The sequence below is a fragment of the Brevibacillus laterosporus LMG 15441 genome (assembly GCF_000219535.2).
Taxonomy (GTDB): domain Bacteria; phylum Bacillota; class Bacilli; order Brevibacillales; family Brevibacillaceae; genus Brevibacillus_B; species Brevibacillus_B halotolerans.
Genome location: NZ_CP007806.1, coordinates 560,796 through 576,797, shown reverse-complemented (window position 1 = coordinate 576,797; position 16,002 = coordinate 560,796). Strand labels below are relative to the sequence as shown.

General features: G+C 39.8%; 12 protein-coding genes and 1 other annotated feature. Of the genes, 2 read left to right on the top strand and 10 right to left on the bottom strand.

Translation table 11 applies throughout. The features are described 5' to 3' along the window. Positions 1–87 precede the first annotated feature (87 nt). The 4 genes from BRLA_RS02925 to BRLA_RS02910 form a co-directional block, all read right to left on the bottom strand. Complete coding sequence (locus BRLA_RS02925; protein WP_003335579.1) at positions 88–1,824, bottom strand: ABC transporter ATP-binding protein; 1,737 nt, start codon at positions 1,822–1,824, stop codon at positions 88–90. After that, positions 1,793–3,658 (bottom strand): ABC transporter ATP-binding protein, encoded by a 1,866-nt coding sequence (locus BRLA_RS02920; RefSeq protein WP_003335580.1) that lies wholly within the window; start codon positions 3,656–3,658, stop codon positions 1,793–1,795. Before BRLA_RS02920 ends, BRLA_RS02925 begins: the two co-directional genes overlap by 32 nt. Positions 3,659–3,835: 177 nt before the next feature. Continuing rightward, positions 3,836–4,495 (bottom strand): class I SAM-dependent methyltransferase, encoded by a 660-nt coding sequence (locus tag BRLA_RS02915; RefSeq protein ID WP_003335581.1) that lies wholly within the window; start codon positions 4,493–4,495, stop codon positions 3,836–3,838. A 218-nt stretch (positions 4,496–4,713) separates the two neighbouring features. Beyond that, on the bottom strand, positions 4,714–5,529 hold the full coding sequence (locus tag BRLA_RS02910) for a nucleotidyltransferase domain-containing protein (protein ID WP_003335582.1): 816 nt from the start codon (positions 5,527–5,529) through the stop codon (positions 4,714–4,716). 232 nt (positions 5,530–5,761) lie between these two features. Between BRLA_RS02910 and BRLA_RS02905 the strand changes: the two genes are divergently transcribed. Further along, entirely contained in the window at positions 5,762–6,319 is a 558-nt protein-coding gene (locus tag BRLA_RS02905) for a hypothetical protein (RefSeq protein WP_022586332.1), read from the top strand. A gap of 336 nt (positions 6,320–6,655) precedes the next feature. Here the strand turns inward: BRLA_RS02905 and BRLA_RS02900 are convergent, their stop codons facing one another. The 6 genes from BRLA_RS02900 to BRLA_RS02870 all read right to left on the bottom strand — a co-directional run bounded on the left by BRLA_RS02900 (position 6,656) and on the right by BRLA_RS02870 (position 15,251). After that, positions 6,656–7,135, bottom strand: a complete 480-nt coding sequence (locus BRLA_RS02900) for a YbaK/EbsC family protein (protein WP_003335584.1) — start codon at positions 7,133–7,135, stop codon at positions 6,656–6,658. A gap of 596 nt (positions 7,136–7,731) precedes the next feature. Beyond that, entirely contained in the window at positions 7,732–9,078 is a 1,347-nt protein-coding gene (locus BRLA_RS02890; RefSeq protein WP_003335586.1) for a sodium-dependent transporter, read from the bottom strand. A 110-nt stretch (positions 9,079–9,188) separates the two neighbouring features. Then, positions 9,189–9,437, bottom strand: a binding site (T-box leader). A gap of 315 nt (positions 9,438–9,752) precedes the next feature. Further along, positions 9,753–10,733 (bottom strand): ABC transporter substrate-binding protein, encoded by a 981-nt coding sequence (locus tag BRLA_RS02885; protein WP_003335587.1) that lies wholly within the window; start codon positions 10,731–10,733, stop codon positions 9,753–9,755. 133 nt (positions 10,734–10,866) lie between these two features. Next, a complete protein-coding gene (locus BRLA_RS02880; protein WP_003335588.1) occupies positions 10,867–11,502 on the bottom strand; it encodes a restriction endonuclease in 636 nt (211 codons plus the stop codon). Positions 11,503–11,788: 286 nt separating this feature from the next. After that, the gene (locus BRLA_RS02875) at positions 11,789–12,865 is read right to left on the bottom strand and encodes a hypothetical protein (protein ID WP_003335590.1); all 1,077 of its coding nucleotides are present in this window, start codon (positions 12,863–12,865) and stop codon (positions 11,789–11,791) included. 415 nt (positions 12,866–13,280) lie between these two features. Further along, positions 13,281–15,251 carry a methyl-accepting chemotaxis protein gene (locus tag BRLA_RS02870; RefSeq protein WP_003335591.1) on the bottom strand — a complete coding sequence of 657 codons (1,971 nt, stop codon included), beginning with the start codon at positions 15,249–15,251 and terminating at the stop codon, positions 13,281–13,283. A 357-nt stretch (positions 15,252–15,608) separates the two neighbouring features. On the opposite strand from BRLA_RS02870, the gene BRLA_RS02865 reads away from it, so the two are divergent. Beyond that, entirely contained in the window at positions 15,609–15,977 is a 369-nt protein-coding gene (locus tag BRLA_RS02865; RefSeq protein ID WP_003335592.1) for a YybH family protein, read from the top strand. Positions 15,978–16,002: the final 25 nt, after the last annotated feature.

Genomic DNA, 16,002 nt, shown 5'->3' with positions numbered 1-16,002 from the left:
GTTGTACAAAAAATAAAACCTGAGGGTACGATACCTCAGGCCTTGGCTTTACTCTTTACAATTTATTGATATAGAAAACCAATCTACTTAATTAGATACACCCCATCCACGAGCTTCTTGTTGCAATCTCCACATGCGTGCATACAGCCCGCCTAACGCGAGGAGTTCGTCATGTTTCCCCTGCTCTTTGATCTGTCCGTTCTCCAACACAACGATTTGGCTTGCTGCCTTCACTGTTTTTAGCCGATGAGCAATCGCAATGACAGTTCTCCCTCGCACAAGCTGGTCAATAGCCTTTTGAATCTCCGCCTCATTCTCAGGATCCAGTGATGCAGTTGCTTCATCCAATAAAACAATGGGAGCGTTTTTTAAAATAGCTCGTGCAATCGAGATTCGTTGCTTTTCGCCTCCTGAAAGCGTACTTCCGCCCTCTCCCACCAACGTATCATATCCCTGTGGTAGCTTTGCGATAAAATCATGGCAGCAGGCGAGTCTAGCCGCCTCCTCAATCTCATGCTGGGATGCATCACTTTTGCCAAATCTAATGTTATTTGCAATGGTATCTTGAAACAGATACACATCCTGAAAAACCATAGATACCTTGCGTAATAGCTCCTCAGGGTTCATACGGCGGATATCCTCGCCTCCCAGGGTAACTGTCCCCTGATCAGGATCATAAAAGCGAGCAATCAAGCGAAGAACCGTACTTTTCCCGCTTCCTGACGGTCCGACCAATGCGGTAAAAGAGTCTGCCTGCAAACGTAAGCTCACCTCACGCAGCACAGCTTTATCCTGATAGCCAAAGGTAACGTTGTTTAATTCAATATCGTGGCACTCTGGGGGCAAAAGCTCTCCAGACATAATTGGCTCATGTAACAATTGCACAATTCGTTCCCCTGCCTGCTCGTGATAACGAAATTCTGCATAATTGATAAGCGCAACTGTTAAGGGCTCGAAAATTCGTGTACCAACAAGTAAGAAAGTAACAAATGTCATGAGATCAAGACTGCCTCCAAGCAATAAATGAACACCTACAATCACCATGACAGTAAGTCCTGCTCGTAAGCATGCAATTGCGCTCAATACAATCGGTCCAAGCAGACCCTCGATTAGGAGACTGCGCTTCATCAACTCTTTACATGAGTTCTCCAAACGTATAAATTTTTCACCAGTCAAATTATAGGCCTTAATCACTCGAATTCCGTGTAAATATTCCTGCAAACGATTACCCGCATCTATCTTGGCTCGCATATGCTGACTGCCAAGCTTGCGTTGTAATTTAGAAGTCATGAGCACTAGGGCGATCGCTATTGGAAATACCAAAAACATAGCCGACGCCATGCGCCAGTCTAATATAGACAGCCCGATCAGAGCAAGAAAAGGCATAATGAGTGCGCCGATCATCTGTGGAACAACATGAGAAATCCCATGCTCTACTAATGAGATATCTCCCATCATCATGTTGGCAAGGTCCCCTGGGTCACGTTTGTTTAAAAATCCCAGCGAAAGCTTTCTTACATGTTCTGCCAACCTTGTTCTTCCATCCACCGCTGCGTTATAAGCTCCACGAAATTGTGCTCGGTATGCCGGAAGCTCACACAGATATAAGAAGACCATGGACACCCCCAGACCTGCGCATACCCACCATAGCCTTGCAAAATCCATTTCCACACCTGAGCTGGTGAAAGGCTGGAAGATCAGACGTGCTACTTCTACCAATAGTATAAATGGCAGAATTCCTACGAGGTTAGCCAATGTGGTATAGACGACTGGTTTAATCAGCATTTTAGGATTACCCACTGTGATGTTGTGCAACATGCTCATAACCTATGCTTCCCTCCTCATCCATTCCGATCTGCCATTGCTCTGCGTCTATATACGTGCGCCACATTCGATTGTACAACCCTTTAGAAGCCAATAATTCCTCATGTTTTCCCTGTTCTGAAATACGCCCCTCATGAAGCACGATGATTTGATCAGCATCTCGGATGGTGGACAGTCGATGGGCGATAACAATAACCGTTTTTCCCTTAATCAGTTCTTTAAGAGCAAGCTGCATTTCGTATTCATTCTCCGGATCAGCAAAAGCCGTTGCCTCATCTAGCACAAGCACAGGAGCGTTTTTTAGGATCGCTCTAGCCACAGCAATACGTTGTTCTTCTCCTCCAGATAAATACACGCCACCTTCTCCGATCAAGGTATCGTAACCACTGGGAAGCTTGCTGATAAAATCATGACACTGCGCCGCCCGGGCTGCCGCCATCACCAGCTCTAAAGAGGCATGAGGACTTCCGACTGCAATATTATGAAATACGGTATCGTAGAACAAAAAGGTCTCCTGAAAGACAAACGCCACCGTATTCATCAGATCCTTACCTGCAATTTCTCTAATATCCACTCCCCCAATTCTGATCGCTCCCTCCCCTACATCCCAAAAGCGCGGTACCAGATTGGCAACCGTTGACTTACCAGCACCCGAGGGTCCCACTAAAGCCGTCACTTGATTCTGCTTTGCTGTAAAGGAAATCTGTGAGAGTATTTCGTCACCAGTAGAGATGTCAGAAGAGCTGTTAGTAAATTTTTCACTGGATGGATACGAAAAGCAAACATGATCAAATTGAATATCAAACCTACGCGGCTTCTGCGGATTTTCAGGCTCTGGGATTGGCTTTTCTGCTACTATCTGATCAATTCGCTCTACCCCCTCACTTATTTCCCGCAAGGTTGACGTCAAATACATTATTTTAAACATAGAAGAAGAAATCCCAGGGGCCATCACTAAAAAAAACAACAGTGTGGAAGCAAATGCGATGCTTTCTGGCTGACTACTCAGCAGGAAAACTCCGACAGGCAAAAAAAATGCCGCAAAAGAGCCCAGTGTCACCTTGAAAATCAAGAATCCCTTTTCCACCTGATTTGTAACATTCACACAATAATCACGATAAAGAATCATATCGACATGAAACTTGCGGAACGAATGCACAGTCTGTCCAAAAACCTTGATAGCTGGCATCCCTCTCACATATTGGACGGCGGAGCCATTCATCCTCTCCAGTGAGTCATAATAAAGCTTGATACTATCTTTCATTTTTGGGCCAGTCATGAGAAATAACTGAGCACCAAATCCAATTAAAATAGGTATCATGCAAGCAACCGCAAGCCAAATATTGAGGTAAAACATGACAATAATCATCAGAATCGTGGTAACCAGCACGTGGACTAAGTCAGGTAGCTGATGAGCGATAAATGTCTCTACCTTTTCTACATTTTGCTCCAGCGTTTTTTTGACAGCACCTGTAGAGGTTCCGCTCAACCAGCCCAGTGGTAATTTTCCAATATGGGAAGCGAGACGAACACGCAAACCGTACAAAATACGAAATGCCGCAAGATGCGAAGCCATTCCCCCTGCATACATTGTTACTAGACTCACGAGAAGGCCAAGCAAGGCGATAACACCCCAACGAATCATTAAATCCCCATTGGCCAAGACAGGATTGGAAGCATACTCCAATAATTCCTTTAAAATAAAGTAAACCGACGCATACGGCACCAGCATACTGATTGCACTCACTGTAGAGAGCAAAGCCGAGACGATTAATAATCCACGCTTTTCGCCCGCGATTTCAAGCAGTCGAGGAACTCCTGTTTTTTGCTTCATCCGATTCCCTCCCTTCTTTTTTTTGCCAAAATGAAATAAATCGTGTACCGTTACATAACAATGATAGCTGTTTGATTACATTTTCTCTGCCACTTGCCGGTGAAAGGCAACCACTTCACGGATTTTTTTCCATTGTAAAAAATTAGTCTGGAAACAACACAAAAAACCCGCCCCTATTTAGGCGGGTTTTCTTGCTGAGTAGGCACGAAGGGAGCCTGCTCTTGTCTTAAAATCACCTATTGGTCGAACATTCTCAAACCCGGTGTCTTTAAAAAGTTCAGGAAGAACGTCTGTAACATGATCTGCTGTAGTTTCAAAGCCATCTAATAGCTGCACGGTAAAAAACGCTGCCCTCATTACTACATTATGAGGCTTACCAAAGTCAATGATGTGCACTTCTCCACCCGGACGCAGGGTTCGCCATAATTCTTGCAGCGTACTACGCTTCATCTCCCGAGACAGATGATGGAAGAACAGACTAGAAAAAACATGATCGAGGTGATTATCCTCAAAGGGAAGCTCATACGACATTCCTTGTCGAAAGGTAAGAGCTACCTGTTGTTCCTCTGCCTTATTTCTAGCTATGGATAGTATGTTAGGATCGGCATCTAGTCCAATTACTTCTGCATGTGGCTGTGCCTGCTTGAGCATAAGAGTCAAGGTACCTGTTCCGCAAGCCAAATCCAAGATGCGTTGCTCTGGCATCAAATTCGCTTGACTCACAAGATGCCCTTTGAAGGCTATTTCCTTCATTCCCCACAACGAAGGGTCATACAATCGGGTCAACCAATGAAATTTTAAAGCCGGAATATAGTCTTGATTTCCTGTGCTTTTCATCTATTCTCTTCCCCTTCAACCTGAAATTTCCATTCCAATGCTTACAAGCAAGTTGCGAAAAACACATAGTAGCAAACCGACAACTTATTACTTAAAAGTATGGTAGAAACCCAACGGAGCGAATGATACATAACCTGGAAAGCGACTACTCTTTTGGAAATATTTCCATAATTAAATGATAGTGATAATCATTATCCTTGTCAATATTCTATTCCGTCCTATAATTCCAAATGACTATCATTCGTAAAAAAATGCAGATTACAAAAAGTAATCATGTATGCTATGAAATTCCTTGTTTCTCGCGCTCTCTTTATTCTGGAAGAAAAATACGATGGTTCATTTTTTCTGTTACGAATTCTCAAGGTTTCTCTAAGAAGTAGGTGCCAGTCAGAGGGCAGCGCTTGAAGTGCATGCTCTACTGCTTTATTCTTTGGAATAATTTCTTGATCCTTTAAGGTGTAATAAATGCGGCACAAGGTTACTACAGCGTCTTCAATCCACTCATCAAACAAGAAAAAAATCCGGCTTTTCCCCTTTTTGGCCCAATATTCATTTATGTTATAATGCATTGTCGCATGAACATCCTGCCACTCTGTAGCAATTCCTAATTCATTTATCCTTTTACCCGCAATCGTTATTCCATAATGCTTTAATGTCCACCACGTCACATGATTGCTATCCCAGTGCCCCTCTTTTTTAAAAACTCCACTAGCGCAGCATGGGTAAGGCTGTAAGGATTTATTATCTCGTCCAATGTCATCAAGGCTGATATACATACCGTCTAATTTTTGGGCAAGTGGATTATCCTTCTTTAGCTTATGATGTAGCTTGCTTACTCTTTCAAGCTCTTCGTGCGTTAATCTTCTTTTTACAATTGTCATGAAATCTATATCACTTTTATGCTCATCAAATGCTTGCAAAGCGATCGAACCATATAAATAAATCCCTTCTATCACATCAGTTAATTCAGACAGTAATACGTCACTATACTCTTGTAATAAAGGTCTAATCTTTTTTGGTATCTTTTCATCCATAGCTAGAATCCTCATTTCTTTATTAAGTACCTACCAAATAATACACCAAATATTTGCACTATTCATCTTTATTATGCTATATTTGATAAAATAATAAATTCATTTCAAAAGGAGTTTCATATGAAGCCGAATAAGAAGTAACGTGTTGTCAATTTCTTAAAAAAAGCACGAGCACCACCTCCATATCCACTCATTTTAGGGTTATGAAAATGAAATTATGGAGGAATCAATGATGAGTAAACCAGAAATGCATGTTGCTTTAGTCTGCGGGCCTGATTCTGATATGGATACACAAGCAATCCGAGCTACTTTGGAGTATTTTGGCGCAAGAGTCTTTACGTATTGGATAGGTAGACCAAATGATTTCACTGCCATCTTATCGGGTGAGGACTTATATCCCAATACTGACATGATTATTCTCAACTTCCACGGAGATGAAGGGAAATTCATCATGCCGGAGCTAGGAGAAGACGTGTATGATGCAGATGAGGTGCCGGGCAACTTTGGACCAGAGGAAATTTCTCGTTTTGCCAGATTGGAAGGGAAAATCGTTGTTGCTAACGGATGTTCTTTAGGTGATCCTGAACTGGCAAAAGCATTCCTACATTGTGGATGCCAAACGTATATTGGTCCAAACGACTATCCAGATGGAAATGCCGCGCTACTATTTGTTTCGCGATTTTTCTACGAGATCATCCAAAATAAGAAAAGCATTCAAGAGGCCTTCCAAGTAAGCAAGGCGATGGATGATGAAAACATGTCGATGTATCAAATCTATGAAAACCAGTAATAGATAGCTCATTATCACAAAACAAATGAATCTAGCATGTAAAAAGCCCTGATCTGCTTCAGGGCTTTTTTACGTCCTACAAATTATCTTGTCGAGATAAAAAAATCTGGGGATGTAATGGCAAATAGACAAGTTCAGGAGCTTGATGACCGTTCGGCCAAATGCCAACAAACGTAACTGGATGGTTCTTCAGGTACTCTTGTGCAGAGCTCGGTACAGATATCTCCGCTTTCCCAGATTTGGGGTCTATCTTTCTTATAAATGATTCTGCGCACAACGAGACCAAACGTAATGAGAATCACGAAAAGACCTATGAATGTTACATAGAAGCTGAATCTAGTTTGAATCCGCCCACCCTTTACATACATCAATCCACTCTATATATTGCGAGTACTCTTCCAACTCTTCTATCGTTAATTCAATGGCACTATTTGCACTACCGCAGGCAGGAAAAACCGTTGTAAAGCGTTTCAGTGATTGATCTAAATAAACATCAACGCCTTTATTGACTGCAAATGGGCATACACCGCCTACCGCATGACCAATTTGGGTTTCTACTTCACTTGCGTCAAGCATTTTCGCTTTTTCTCCAAACTGGCGTTTATATTTCTGATTATCAATTTTACCGTCACCTGCTGCAACAATCAGTATAACCTTGCTCTCTAATGTAAAAGAAAGTGTTTTTGCGATTCTCTGTGGCTCACAGTGTAAGGCTTGTGCTGCCAGTTCTACTGTTGCACTAGATTTTGGAACCTCTATAATTCTATCTTCCATACCATATTGTGCAAAATATGATTTGACTCTTTCTAGCGACATCTTTCTTTCCCATCCTTTTTACAGATTTTATTCCTTGCTAGGCAACAATTTCAACTCTTACTTTTTATTTGTACTGATTATAACACCCAAATCGTATGGTTAAAATGTTGAAATTGTATGCAAGACAATTATCAGGAGGCTCAATCAACATGCTAGTTAATTCATTTATAATTATCCTATGTCATGGAAACCAGATAAAAGGAATTTGAGTTCCCCATTATATCTCTCAATCGCAAGCTTATTGGAATACACCTGATAACAAAATTGCAGTGGACAGCTATGCTTATCCAAATCTCATTGAGCTAGCCATCATGCTGAATATTCAGCTCATCCCCGTTGTGGGAGATGCATTAGGAATGCTGCCAGATCAGTTAGATTTTGCAACACCTCTAAAATACGCCATACGTAAGCTCGTTCACCGCTTCAAAAGCAGGAACAGCAAAAAATCGATTATCCTTAGCATACAGGAAATCGACTTTTTGCTGTTTTATGATTTATTTAACGTGTTTTTAAAATGCTGGCTGTACCCCTCTCCTATTTTAAGGAAAGATTTAGAAAAATATATAACGCCAGAATTTTACTGAATATTTAAACTCTTAAAACTGAATAATACCAACCGCATTCAAAAAAACAATAATAATCGCAATTGGAGCAACAAATCGAAGCAAGAATGCCCAGCAAGTAAACAGAGTCTTTCCGTAGTTTCCACCTACGAAGAATTCAGCTTCTAGTATCTTTTTCTCCATTTTAAATGAAACGAAAATACTAATTAGCAAAGCTCCAAGTGGCATTAAAATATTAAGTGAGAAAAAGTCTACTGCATCAAAAATGTTTTTACCAAAGATGGTAATATCACTCCATATACCAAATGAAAGTGCTGACGGAATACCAACTAAGAAAATGCAAAGCCCCATTACCCATGCTAATTTTTTTCTTCTTTCTTGCTGTCCATTCGCTAGCGCTGAAACAACTGTTTCAAGTAAAGAAAATGCAGATGTTAAAGTTGCAAAGGTGAATAGTGCAAGAAATACGGTTAAGAAGAAGCTTCCAAATGGAATCTGGCTAAACACGGATGGCAAAATGATAAATAGCAATCCCGGTCCCTCTGTTGGTTCCATTCCCAATGAAAATACTGCTGGAAAAATAGCAAGGCCGGCAAAAAGAGAAACAAATAAATTCAATCCAACAATCGTTATGGCTGATCGTGGCAAGCTTTCTTTTTTATTTAAATAAGAGCTATACGTAATCATAATGGAAATCCCAATACTAATCGCAAAGAATGATTGACCCATTGCGAATAAAATACTTTCTGAAGTAATTTTTGAGAAATCAGGTTGTAAGAAAAACGTAACACCCTTCATTGCACCATCAAGTGTTAATGAACGAATAATAAGAGCCAAAAATAGAATGAACAATGCTGGTAGCATGTATTTACTTGCTTTTTCAATTCCATTTTGTACACCTTTTGATACAACAAATATCGTAATAAACATAAAGGCAAAATGCCCGACAATGGCCCAAACTGGGTTCCCAATTGTTTCTGTAAATAGCGCCGCATAATTTTGCTGTGGTGCAATAATCTGTCCTGTAATTCCTCTGAATAAATAGATTAATATCCAACCGCCAACAACACTGTAGAATGATAGCAAAATAAAGCAAGTACCTACCCCAAGACGTCCAATCCAGTGCCATCCTGTATTTGGTGCAATATTTTTAAAAGCTTGAATTGCTTGTTTTTGTGTACTACGCCCTATCATAAATTCAGCTATCAATAGCGGAAGGCCTATTAATACAGTAAACAAGATAAAGATTAAAAAGAATGCTCCTCCCCCGCTCTTTCCAGCAATATATGGGAACTTCCATATTGCGCCAAGGCCAATCGCAGAGCCTGCTGCTGCCATGATAAATCCTAATTTCGACGTCCATTGCTCCGTCTGTTTCATTACATTTCCCCCTAATTAAATTACTTTATATGAATAAACATATTATTGATCAAGCAAAAAACCTCCATTTCTTCCTGTATAAAATAAAAAAGGCCCAGCATCTCTTTTTATAAAGAGACGCTAAGCCATTTACTTAACGCGGTACCACTCTTATTGATTCCATAATGAATCCACTTAGTAGTAATCGTTTGATTACAAACCTGATATCGAAGGTTAGTCGTTAAGATTTACTAAGAAGTATACTTCCGTTCCACCTTACTGCTCCTAGGCGAGTTCAAGATGTTATTTGACTATGTCGCACCAACCCATAGCTCTCTGCACAAATACATGTCTTTACTATTCCTATTCATAGCATTCAATATTCCGAATATATTTCCGTTTGAAATTACTACGAATTATACTAAGGTATATGAACGACTGTCAAGCAAGATATTGATTTTTTTGTCGAAAAAAAATTTACCAAAAAAGAATTTCTCATTCATGAGAGATTAATTGATCGTCTCCTTTTCAAAGGGACATCCGATGAAAAAACTAGAATTCATTGATGTTCAAGCTGTCTAGCGTAACCATTCAACCTGACAGAAGGAATCTATCAGGTACAGGTAGAAGTTATTTTTAAGCAAGCAAAGACCCCACCAGAGCATAGCTCTACAAGTGGGGTGATAATCCGCTCGCTACTTTTTAGTTTCCTTGCTTCTTTCCAACAGCATGTCAACGATTAGATCTATCTGTCCAGTAATAGCGATTGGATCATAGCGATAAAACGTATCAAAATCGTTATAGAATAACGTATTGTTTTTAGACGCTTTTAGATTTTTCCAAACGGCTGAGGATTTTAATTGCTTTAATGCTTCTCCCTTTTTCTCAGGATCATAGGTTGTCAAGAACATGTAATCGGCAGCATACTGCGGTAGCATTTCCATAGATAGCTGTAGCGTCTGTTCCTCCGCTTTATTCTTGGCATGCGGCATTTTAAGCTTCAGTGCGTTATAGATTGCCTGTCCGCCTCGACCAGCGTTATCTCCGAAAATCCACAGCTCTCCCTTATCGGTCAGCTCATAAAGTCCAAAGGTAGCATTCTCGTCAATAACACCCTTTAGCTTCTGGCGACCCTCCGCCGCCTTTTTATCAAATGCAGCGATAAATTCCTCTGCCTTTTCCTTTTCCCCAGCAATGTCACCAAACAATCTAACTGTTTCATAGATGTTAGTGGCCGTCCCATATGGGATGTGCAGGGTAGGAGCAATTTTGGATAATGCTTCATAGTTTTCATCCTTCATAACAACAATCAAATCAGGCTTTAGCTGCAATGTTTTCTCTGTACTAATAGGCTCTCCGATATCAGTAGCCCCTTTGAGAAGATCGGTTAAGAACGGATTTTTGAAAGCAGTTGGCTCAACACCGACAACATTTGCTCCCACAGAAAGCAATTCCCCACCGTAAAAATCAGTAACGATTCGTTTTGGCTTTACAGGAATGTTTACAACTCCCTTTTTCGTTTCAAAGCTGCGCATTCCCTCAGCAGTTGTTTCCTTTTCCTTTGCTGTAGAAGCACTATTGCTTGTCGTACTACTCGTGTTGCCACAAGCAGTCATCAGAACCAACAGCATGATAAGCATCGCTGTAATGAAGAAGAATGACTTTTTCCTTAACATGGAATCTCTCCCCAATATGTACTAACAAGGTTTTTTTGATAATGATTCTCATTTTCGTAGTAAATGTATCAGACAACGATATCTAGTGTCAATATGCAGATACTACTGAATCACACAACCACACAACCCAAAATCATATTCCTCGTATTAGCTTTTCCGCCCTTTTATCCTTTTTCATTTCTCGACTTGAATCTGTATAATCAGTCCATGAGTCCAAAATTACTCTCGGCTCTGCTTCAATTATATTTTTTGCCTTTTCTAAATCCCCTTGTTTGAAAGCTACGATAATGGAGATTAAATCCGTACGATCTAACAATTTTACATGGTTAATCCCTGCCAGAGTCTCACATGAATCCGTATAGGTAGATGTTGCAATCAAAATGGACTTCTTCGCTTTATAAAATCTCATCGAGGAATATACCTCTTGCACACCACTAATTCCTACTAAATTATCAATCTTATAACGTTTCGCTTGCACAACATTGCGAACCCCAGAGCGATCTGTAAATACTAAGTCAGCCCCAAAGTCTCTGCTCCCGACTGTTTTATACACCTCTTTATAGCCTAATGCATGAAACAGTCTATACAAATAGATCTCAAATTCTGAGCCATCCAGCATGTTATCTATATCATGGATATCGATAGACAATGGATCAATATCATTCGTTATTTGTCTCGTATTTGGGGATTTTTTGAGGAAACTCCCGAATTTCAGAAATATTACAACACCTATAATCAGAATCAAAAGCAAGAAAAACATCCATTCCATCTTGTATTCTCCTATCAATGAATTTTCATAGCTACATATAAAAAAGTAACTATGATCTGCTTTGAGGACTAGTTTGCATCTACCAATAACCCCCATTTTAATCCTTGATTATTATATAACAAATGTAAAAATAAGTAACTTAAAAAAGAAAAGCACCTCAATGAGATGCTTTTCATCGTATATACATACCTACAGCCCTGCCACAGCAACTACTACCTTACTGTCACAAACAACCTAATAGTGTTTTGTGGCTCTTAATCCATGTAGGTAGTTTAATTCTTTATTATTATTCATTCTCCGTAACTTTAGAAATATAGTCTCCTGAAGCAAATGTTACATTATTTGGTCCGATTTTTTTATGCTCCCATTTTGACTTATTCGTTACTTTCACTTTATCTCCAACTTTATAGGAGTGAGCTTCCGTAAAGAGAACATCTACTGTCTCCGTTTTTCCTTCGTTGCTTTTGTATTCCACTGTAGCATAACCATAATCACTATCTGAATCTATGACCGTTCCGATTATAAAGTCTTCCGCTTCTTTCTCAGCACCTTTAGAAATAGAGTCTTCGGAGTCATTCTTCGTAACGTTGAAAATAGAGTTTTCGGAAGCAAACTTCACATGATGCAACCCGATTTTTTTATGCTCCCATTTTTCCTTATTTGTTACTTTTACTTTATCTCCTACTTTAAAGAAATGACCTTTTGGAAGAAGAACATCTACATTTTCTGTTTTTCCTTCGTTGCTTTTGTACTCAACAATCACATAATCACTGTCTGTTTCTGTGATCGAACCAATTATAAAGTCTTCTCCTTCCTTCTCAGCAACTTTAGAAATAGAATCTCCTGAAGCAAACATTGCATTATTTGGTCCAATTTTTTTATGCTCCCATTTTGACTTATTCGTTACTCTCACTTTATCCCCGGCTTTATAGGAGTGAGCTTCCGTAAAGATAACATCTACTATCTCCGTTTTTCCTTCGTTGCTTTTGTATTCCACTGTAGCATAACCATAATCACTATCTGAATCTATGACCGTTCCGATTATAAAGTCTTCCGCTTTATTCTCAGCACCTTTAGAACTATATGAAGAATATATATCAACTGAATCGCCTATATTTATATTTGTAAGCACATTAGCAGGCACATTTTCAGTAAAGATTGTAAGCCCCTGATTTGTTTTTCCAGTAACAATTCCTGTATATTTCTCCCTTTGCTGTTCGAAAAGAGTTTGTTGTGAATTACCTTCTGCAATAGAAAGACTCGAAGGGATAGCTGCACTCGCTGTTATAACCTCTAATCCTGGAAGGTTCGCCCCCAATAAGGTTCCGACACTTAATACGCCTGTTAAAACTAGCTTTTTCATAGTTGCATCTTCTCCATTCCTTATTTTTTTGCTAGATCTAGTCAAATTTTCATCTAATTCCCTTAAGGTTGTAATAATTATAGTTACACATTGTTTTTTAAGTCAACAAAAAAAACCTTACACTTTTGTAAGGGAGAAATGAATATAAAGACACAGATATATATAGTTCATTCTTATTGATACATCACTTTCGCTTCTTCTTTTCCTCCCTATTTCTGCAAAAAACCCCCTAAAAATATGTTCCATTTCCCTATAAAAAATCCCCTCCTAGTCAATACAGCAAGGTGTGTTGCTTCTTCCTGTCTACTAAGAGGGGAAAATATCAGAAACGATCTATTACTACTGCTCCACCCTCATAGGGTGATAGCTACAAATGACTGGCTTTCTCCATTTTGTATTTCCCTAGATCGTTCCCCTAAATTTTAAACTTTGCCAATAACCCCTGAAGCTCCTCAGCCATGTCTGCCAAGGAAGCAGCGGCATGGGTGATTTCCTCCATTGTCGCGAGCTGTTCCTCTGTGGATGCAGAAACCTCCTGCGTGCTTGATGCCGCTGTTTCTGCTACCTCCGTAATCATTTCCATGGAACTGACCATTTCCTTTGATCCCTCTGACAATTGTTTAATCGCTGCTGTAACCTCCTGAATTTGGGCTGTTACCTGTTCTACCGTTACTTGAATCAGTTCAAAGGAATTTCCAGCCGTATTAATCAGGTTGATCCCCTCTTCCGCTTCTTGGGTGGCCAAATCCATCGAATGGACAGCTTGATTCGTCTCTTCCTGAATGCTCATAATCAGCTTATCCACTTGTTCAGCCGAGTGGGTCGATTGCTCTGCTAATAATCGGACTTCATTTGCAACAACAGCGAATCCCCGACCATGCTCGCCTGCTCGTGCTGCTTCAATCGCTGCATTTAATGCTAACAAATTGGTTTGAGTAGCGATATTTGCGATAACGTCAACAATTTTACCGATTTCCTCGGAACGCTCACCCAAGCCCTTAATGACACTTGCCACTTTTTTAACTGTATGATTAATGGAACTCATCTGTTCTACTGCTGTCTGAATCGAATGACTGCCTTCTGTTGCTTTAACAGATGCTTCAATCGCTTTAGCTGTTACCTCTTCAGAATGGGAGGCCATTTGCTCTACACCCAGTGACATGCGCTGTACGGTTTCCGATGTTTCTTCTACGCTATGAAATTGCTTTTCTACCCCGGCGGCTAATAACTGGATTGTCGTGCTGATTTGCTCTGTAGCTTTGCTTGTCTGATCTGCATTTGCAGTTAACTCTTCAGCCGAAGCGGCTACCTGATCTGCACTAAAACCTACTTGCCCAATCAGATTGCGAAGATTAGCCTGCATCTGCTGGAACGATTGAGACAGTAATCCAATCTCGTCCTCCCCGTTCACGCTAATCGTTTCAGTTAAATCCCCTTCACTAATTGTACGGGAGGCCTTAATTAATCTTTTCAACGGTTTGGTAATGGAAAGTATGACGAAGATCATCAAAATTGTACCTGCAAGTAAAGCCACTGCAATAACAACTAGAGTTTGAGTAAAGATAGGCTGAGCTGCCTCTTGAATCTCGGAGGTGAACATATTTCCGGCTATCTTCCAGCCCGTTACTTTATTTGTTTCAAATGCGATAAACTCATTTGACTCATCTAGTTTTATCTGACCTGACTTCTTGGAAAATAATTCATCTTCCCACTTCTCCTTAAAATCAGTTCCGCTTTTTGTCGTGGGATGAACCAAATATTTGCCTGTTTGATCGATGATAAATGCGTAGCCCTGTTTCCCGATTTTAACCTGTTGAACGATCTCGGACAGATTATCTAAATTCAAATTTATTGCTATTACCCCGGAATTATCCTCAAGTGTTTTCGCAATGGTTACGACCACCTTGCCCGTGGATGCTGATACGTAGGGCTCCGTAATAATAACTTGTCCTTTTTTCGCGATAGCTTCCTGGTACCAAGGTCTATTTCTTGGATCATAGTCGGCAGCCATTTTCTGAATAGGCTCTTGTATCATTACTCCATCTTTGGTTCCTACGAAAACACTAACCAATTCGGAATGCAGAGCGTAATATTCCTTCAATCTTTCTCTTATGGGAGCTTGTAGGCCACCCTGTAAAAGTGGTTCGGTGATTTGCTTGGAAAAGTACGTGATATCATGGATTTTGGGATCAATCGTATCGTTGATAATTTGATCCAGCATATTAACACTTCTAATACCGAAATTGTTAATTTCCTCCTCCATTTTGTCTGCTGCAACTTGATAAGACATCAAACCAATTACGATACTTGGAATGATTAAAATAAGTGCAAAGGAGAAAATTAATTTTCTTCTAATCGTCAAAGTAAATGTAAATTTCCGTGCCATATTTTTAGGTTTCCTCTCCATGCATTTTTTTCGTCGTTTTAATGTTTATCGGAAAAAAAATTCACGGAGAATATAGCTATTTCACATTCTTGTTGTGGTAATAAATGACAGGCAAAAAACAGGATACCTACGGGCCTTAATGGAGTTCCTAGATGATCAAAATAAGGAAAAAAATGACACGTCCTTTTCCTCCTGAAGCTTAGAGAAAACAGCGTCGACCACACATCGAAAGTAAACCTAGTTCCTTACTTTTTAAAGTAAAAGATATTTTGAACTATTTTCACTCTCAATCTTGATAAACGATAGTTAAAAAATTATAATTTAACTTAAAATTCAAAATAAAGGCAGGGTACGTACATGGAGATATTAGATAAATATATAGAAGCAACCAACACCCACAACTTCAGTGAAGTGAAAAAATTACTGCATCCAACTGCCATTTATTACTTTTCCAATCACACCTGTACTACTCACCAAGAAATACAAGCATATTTTGAAACCGCTTGGTCCATCATCCAAAACGAGATTTATAAAGCCCAAGATATTCAATGGCTACATGTAGGTAATGACTCTGCAACCTGCACGTATACATATTGCTATGAAGGCTATATGAATGGCGAGTATACCAGCGGGCAAGGAAGAGCGACAAATGTATTCGTCAAAGAATCTACTGAATGGTTGCTTATTCATGAACATTTAAGTCCTTTACCTGCAAAAAAGCTCTAGAAATCTAGACCTTTTGCGTAGCTTT

Excerpts from the sequence above, each read along its gene's own strand:
- BRLA_RS02925 (WP_003335579.1), bottom strand. The coding sequence starts at position 1,824 with ATGAGCATGTTGCACAACATCACAGTGGGTAATCCTAAAATGCTGATT.
- BRLA_RS02920 (WP_003335580.1), bottom strand. The coding sequence starts at position 3,658 with ATGAAGCAAAAAACAGGAGTTCCTCGACTGCTTGAAATCGCGGGCGAA.
- BRLA_RS02915 (WP_003335581.1), bottom strand. The coding sequence starts at position 4,495 with ATGAAAAGCACAGGAAATCAAGACTATATTCCGGCTTTAAAATTTCAT.
- BRLA_RS02910 (WP_003335582.1), bottom strand. The coding sequence starts at position 5,529 with ATGGATGAAAAGATACCAAAAAAGATTAGACCTTTATTACAAGAGTAT.
- BRLA_RS02905 (WP_022586332.1), top strand. The coding sequence starts at position 5,762 with ATGAGTAAACCAGAAATGCATGTTGCTTTAGTCTGCGGGCCTGATTCT.
- BRLA_RS02900 (WP_003335584.1), bottom strand. The coding sequence starts at position 7,135 with ATGTCGCTAGAAAGAGTCAAATCATATTTTGCACAATATGGTATGGAA.
- BRLA_RS02890 (WP_003335586.1), bottom strand. The coding sequence starts at position 9,078 with ATGAAACAGACGGAGCAATGGACGTCGAAATTAGGATTTATCATGGCA.
- BRLA_RS02885 (WP_003335587.1), bottom strand. The coding sequence starts at position 10,733 with ATGTTAAGGAAAAAGTCATTCTTCTTCATTACAGCGATGCTTATCATG.
- BRLA_RS02880 (WP_003335588.1), bottom strand. The coding sequence starts at position 11,502 with ATGGAATGGATGTTTTTCTTGCTTTTGATTCTGATTATAGGTGTTGTA.
- BRLA_RS02875 (WP_003335590.1), bottom strand. The coding sequence starts at position 12,865 with ATGAAAAAGCTAGTTTTAACAGGCGTATTAAGTGTCGGAACCTTATTG.
- BRLA_RS02870 (WP_003335591.1), bottom strand. The coding sequence starts at position 15,251 with ATGGCACGGAAATTTACATTTACTTTGACGATTAGAAGAAAATTAATT.
- BRLA_RS02865 (WP_003335592.1), top strand. The coding sequence starts at position 15,609 with ATGGAGATATTAGATAAATATATAGAAGCAACCAACACCCACAACTTC.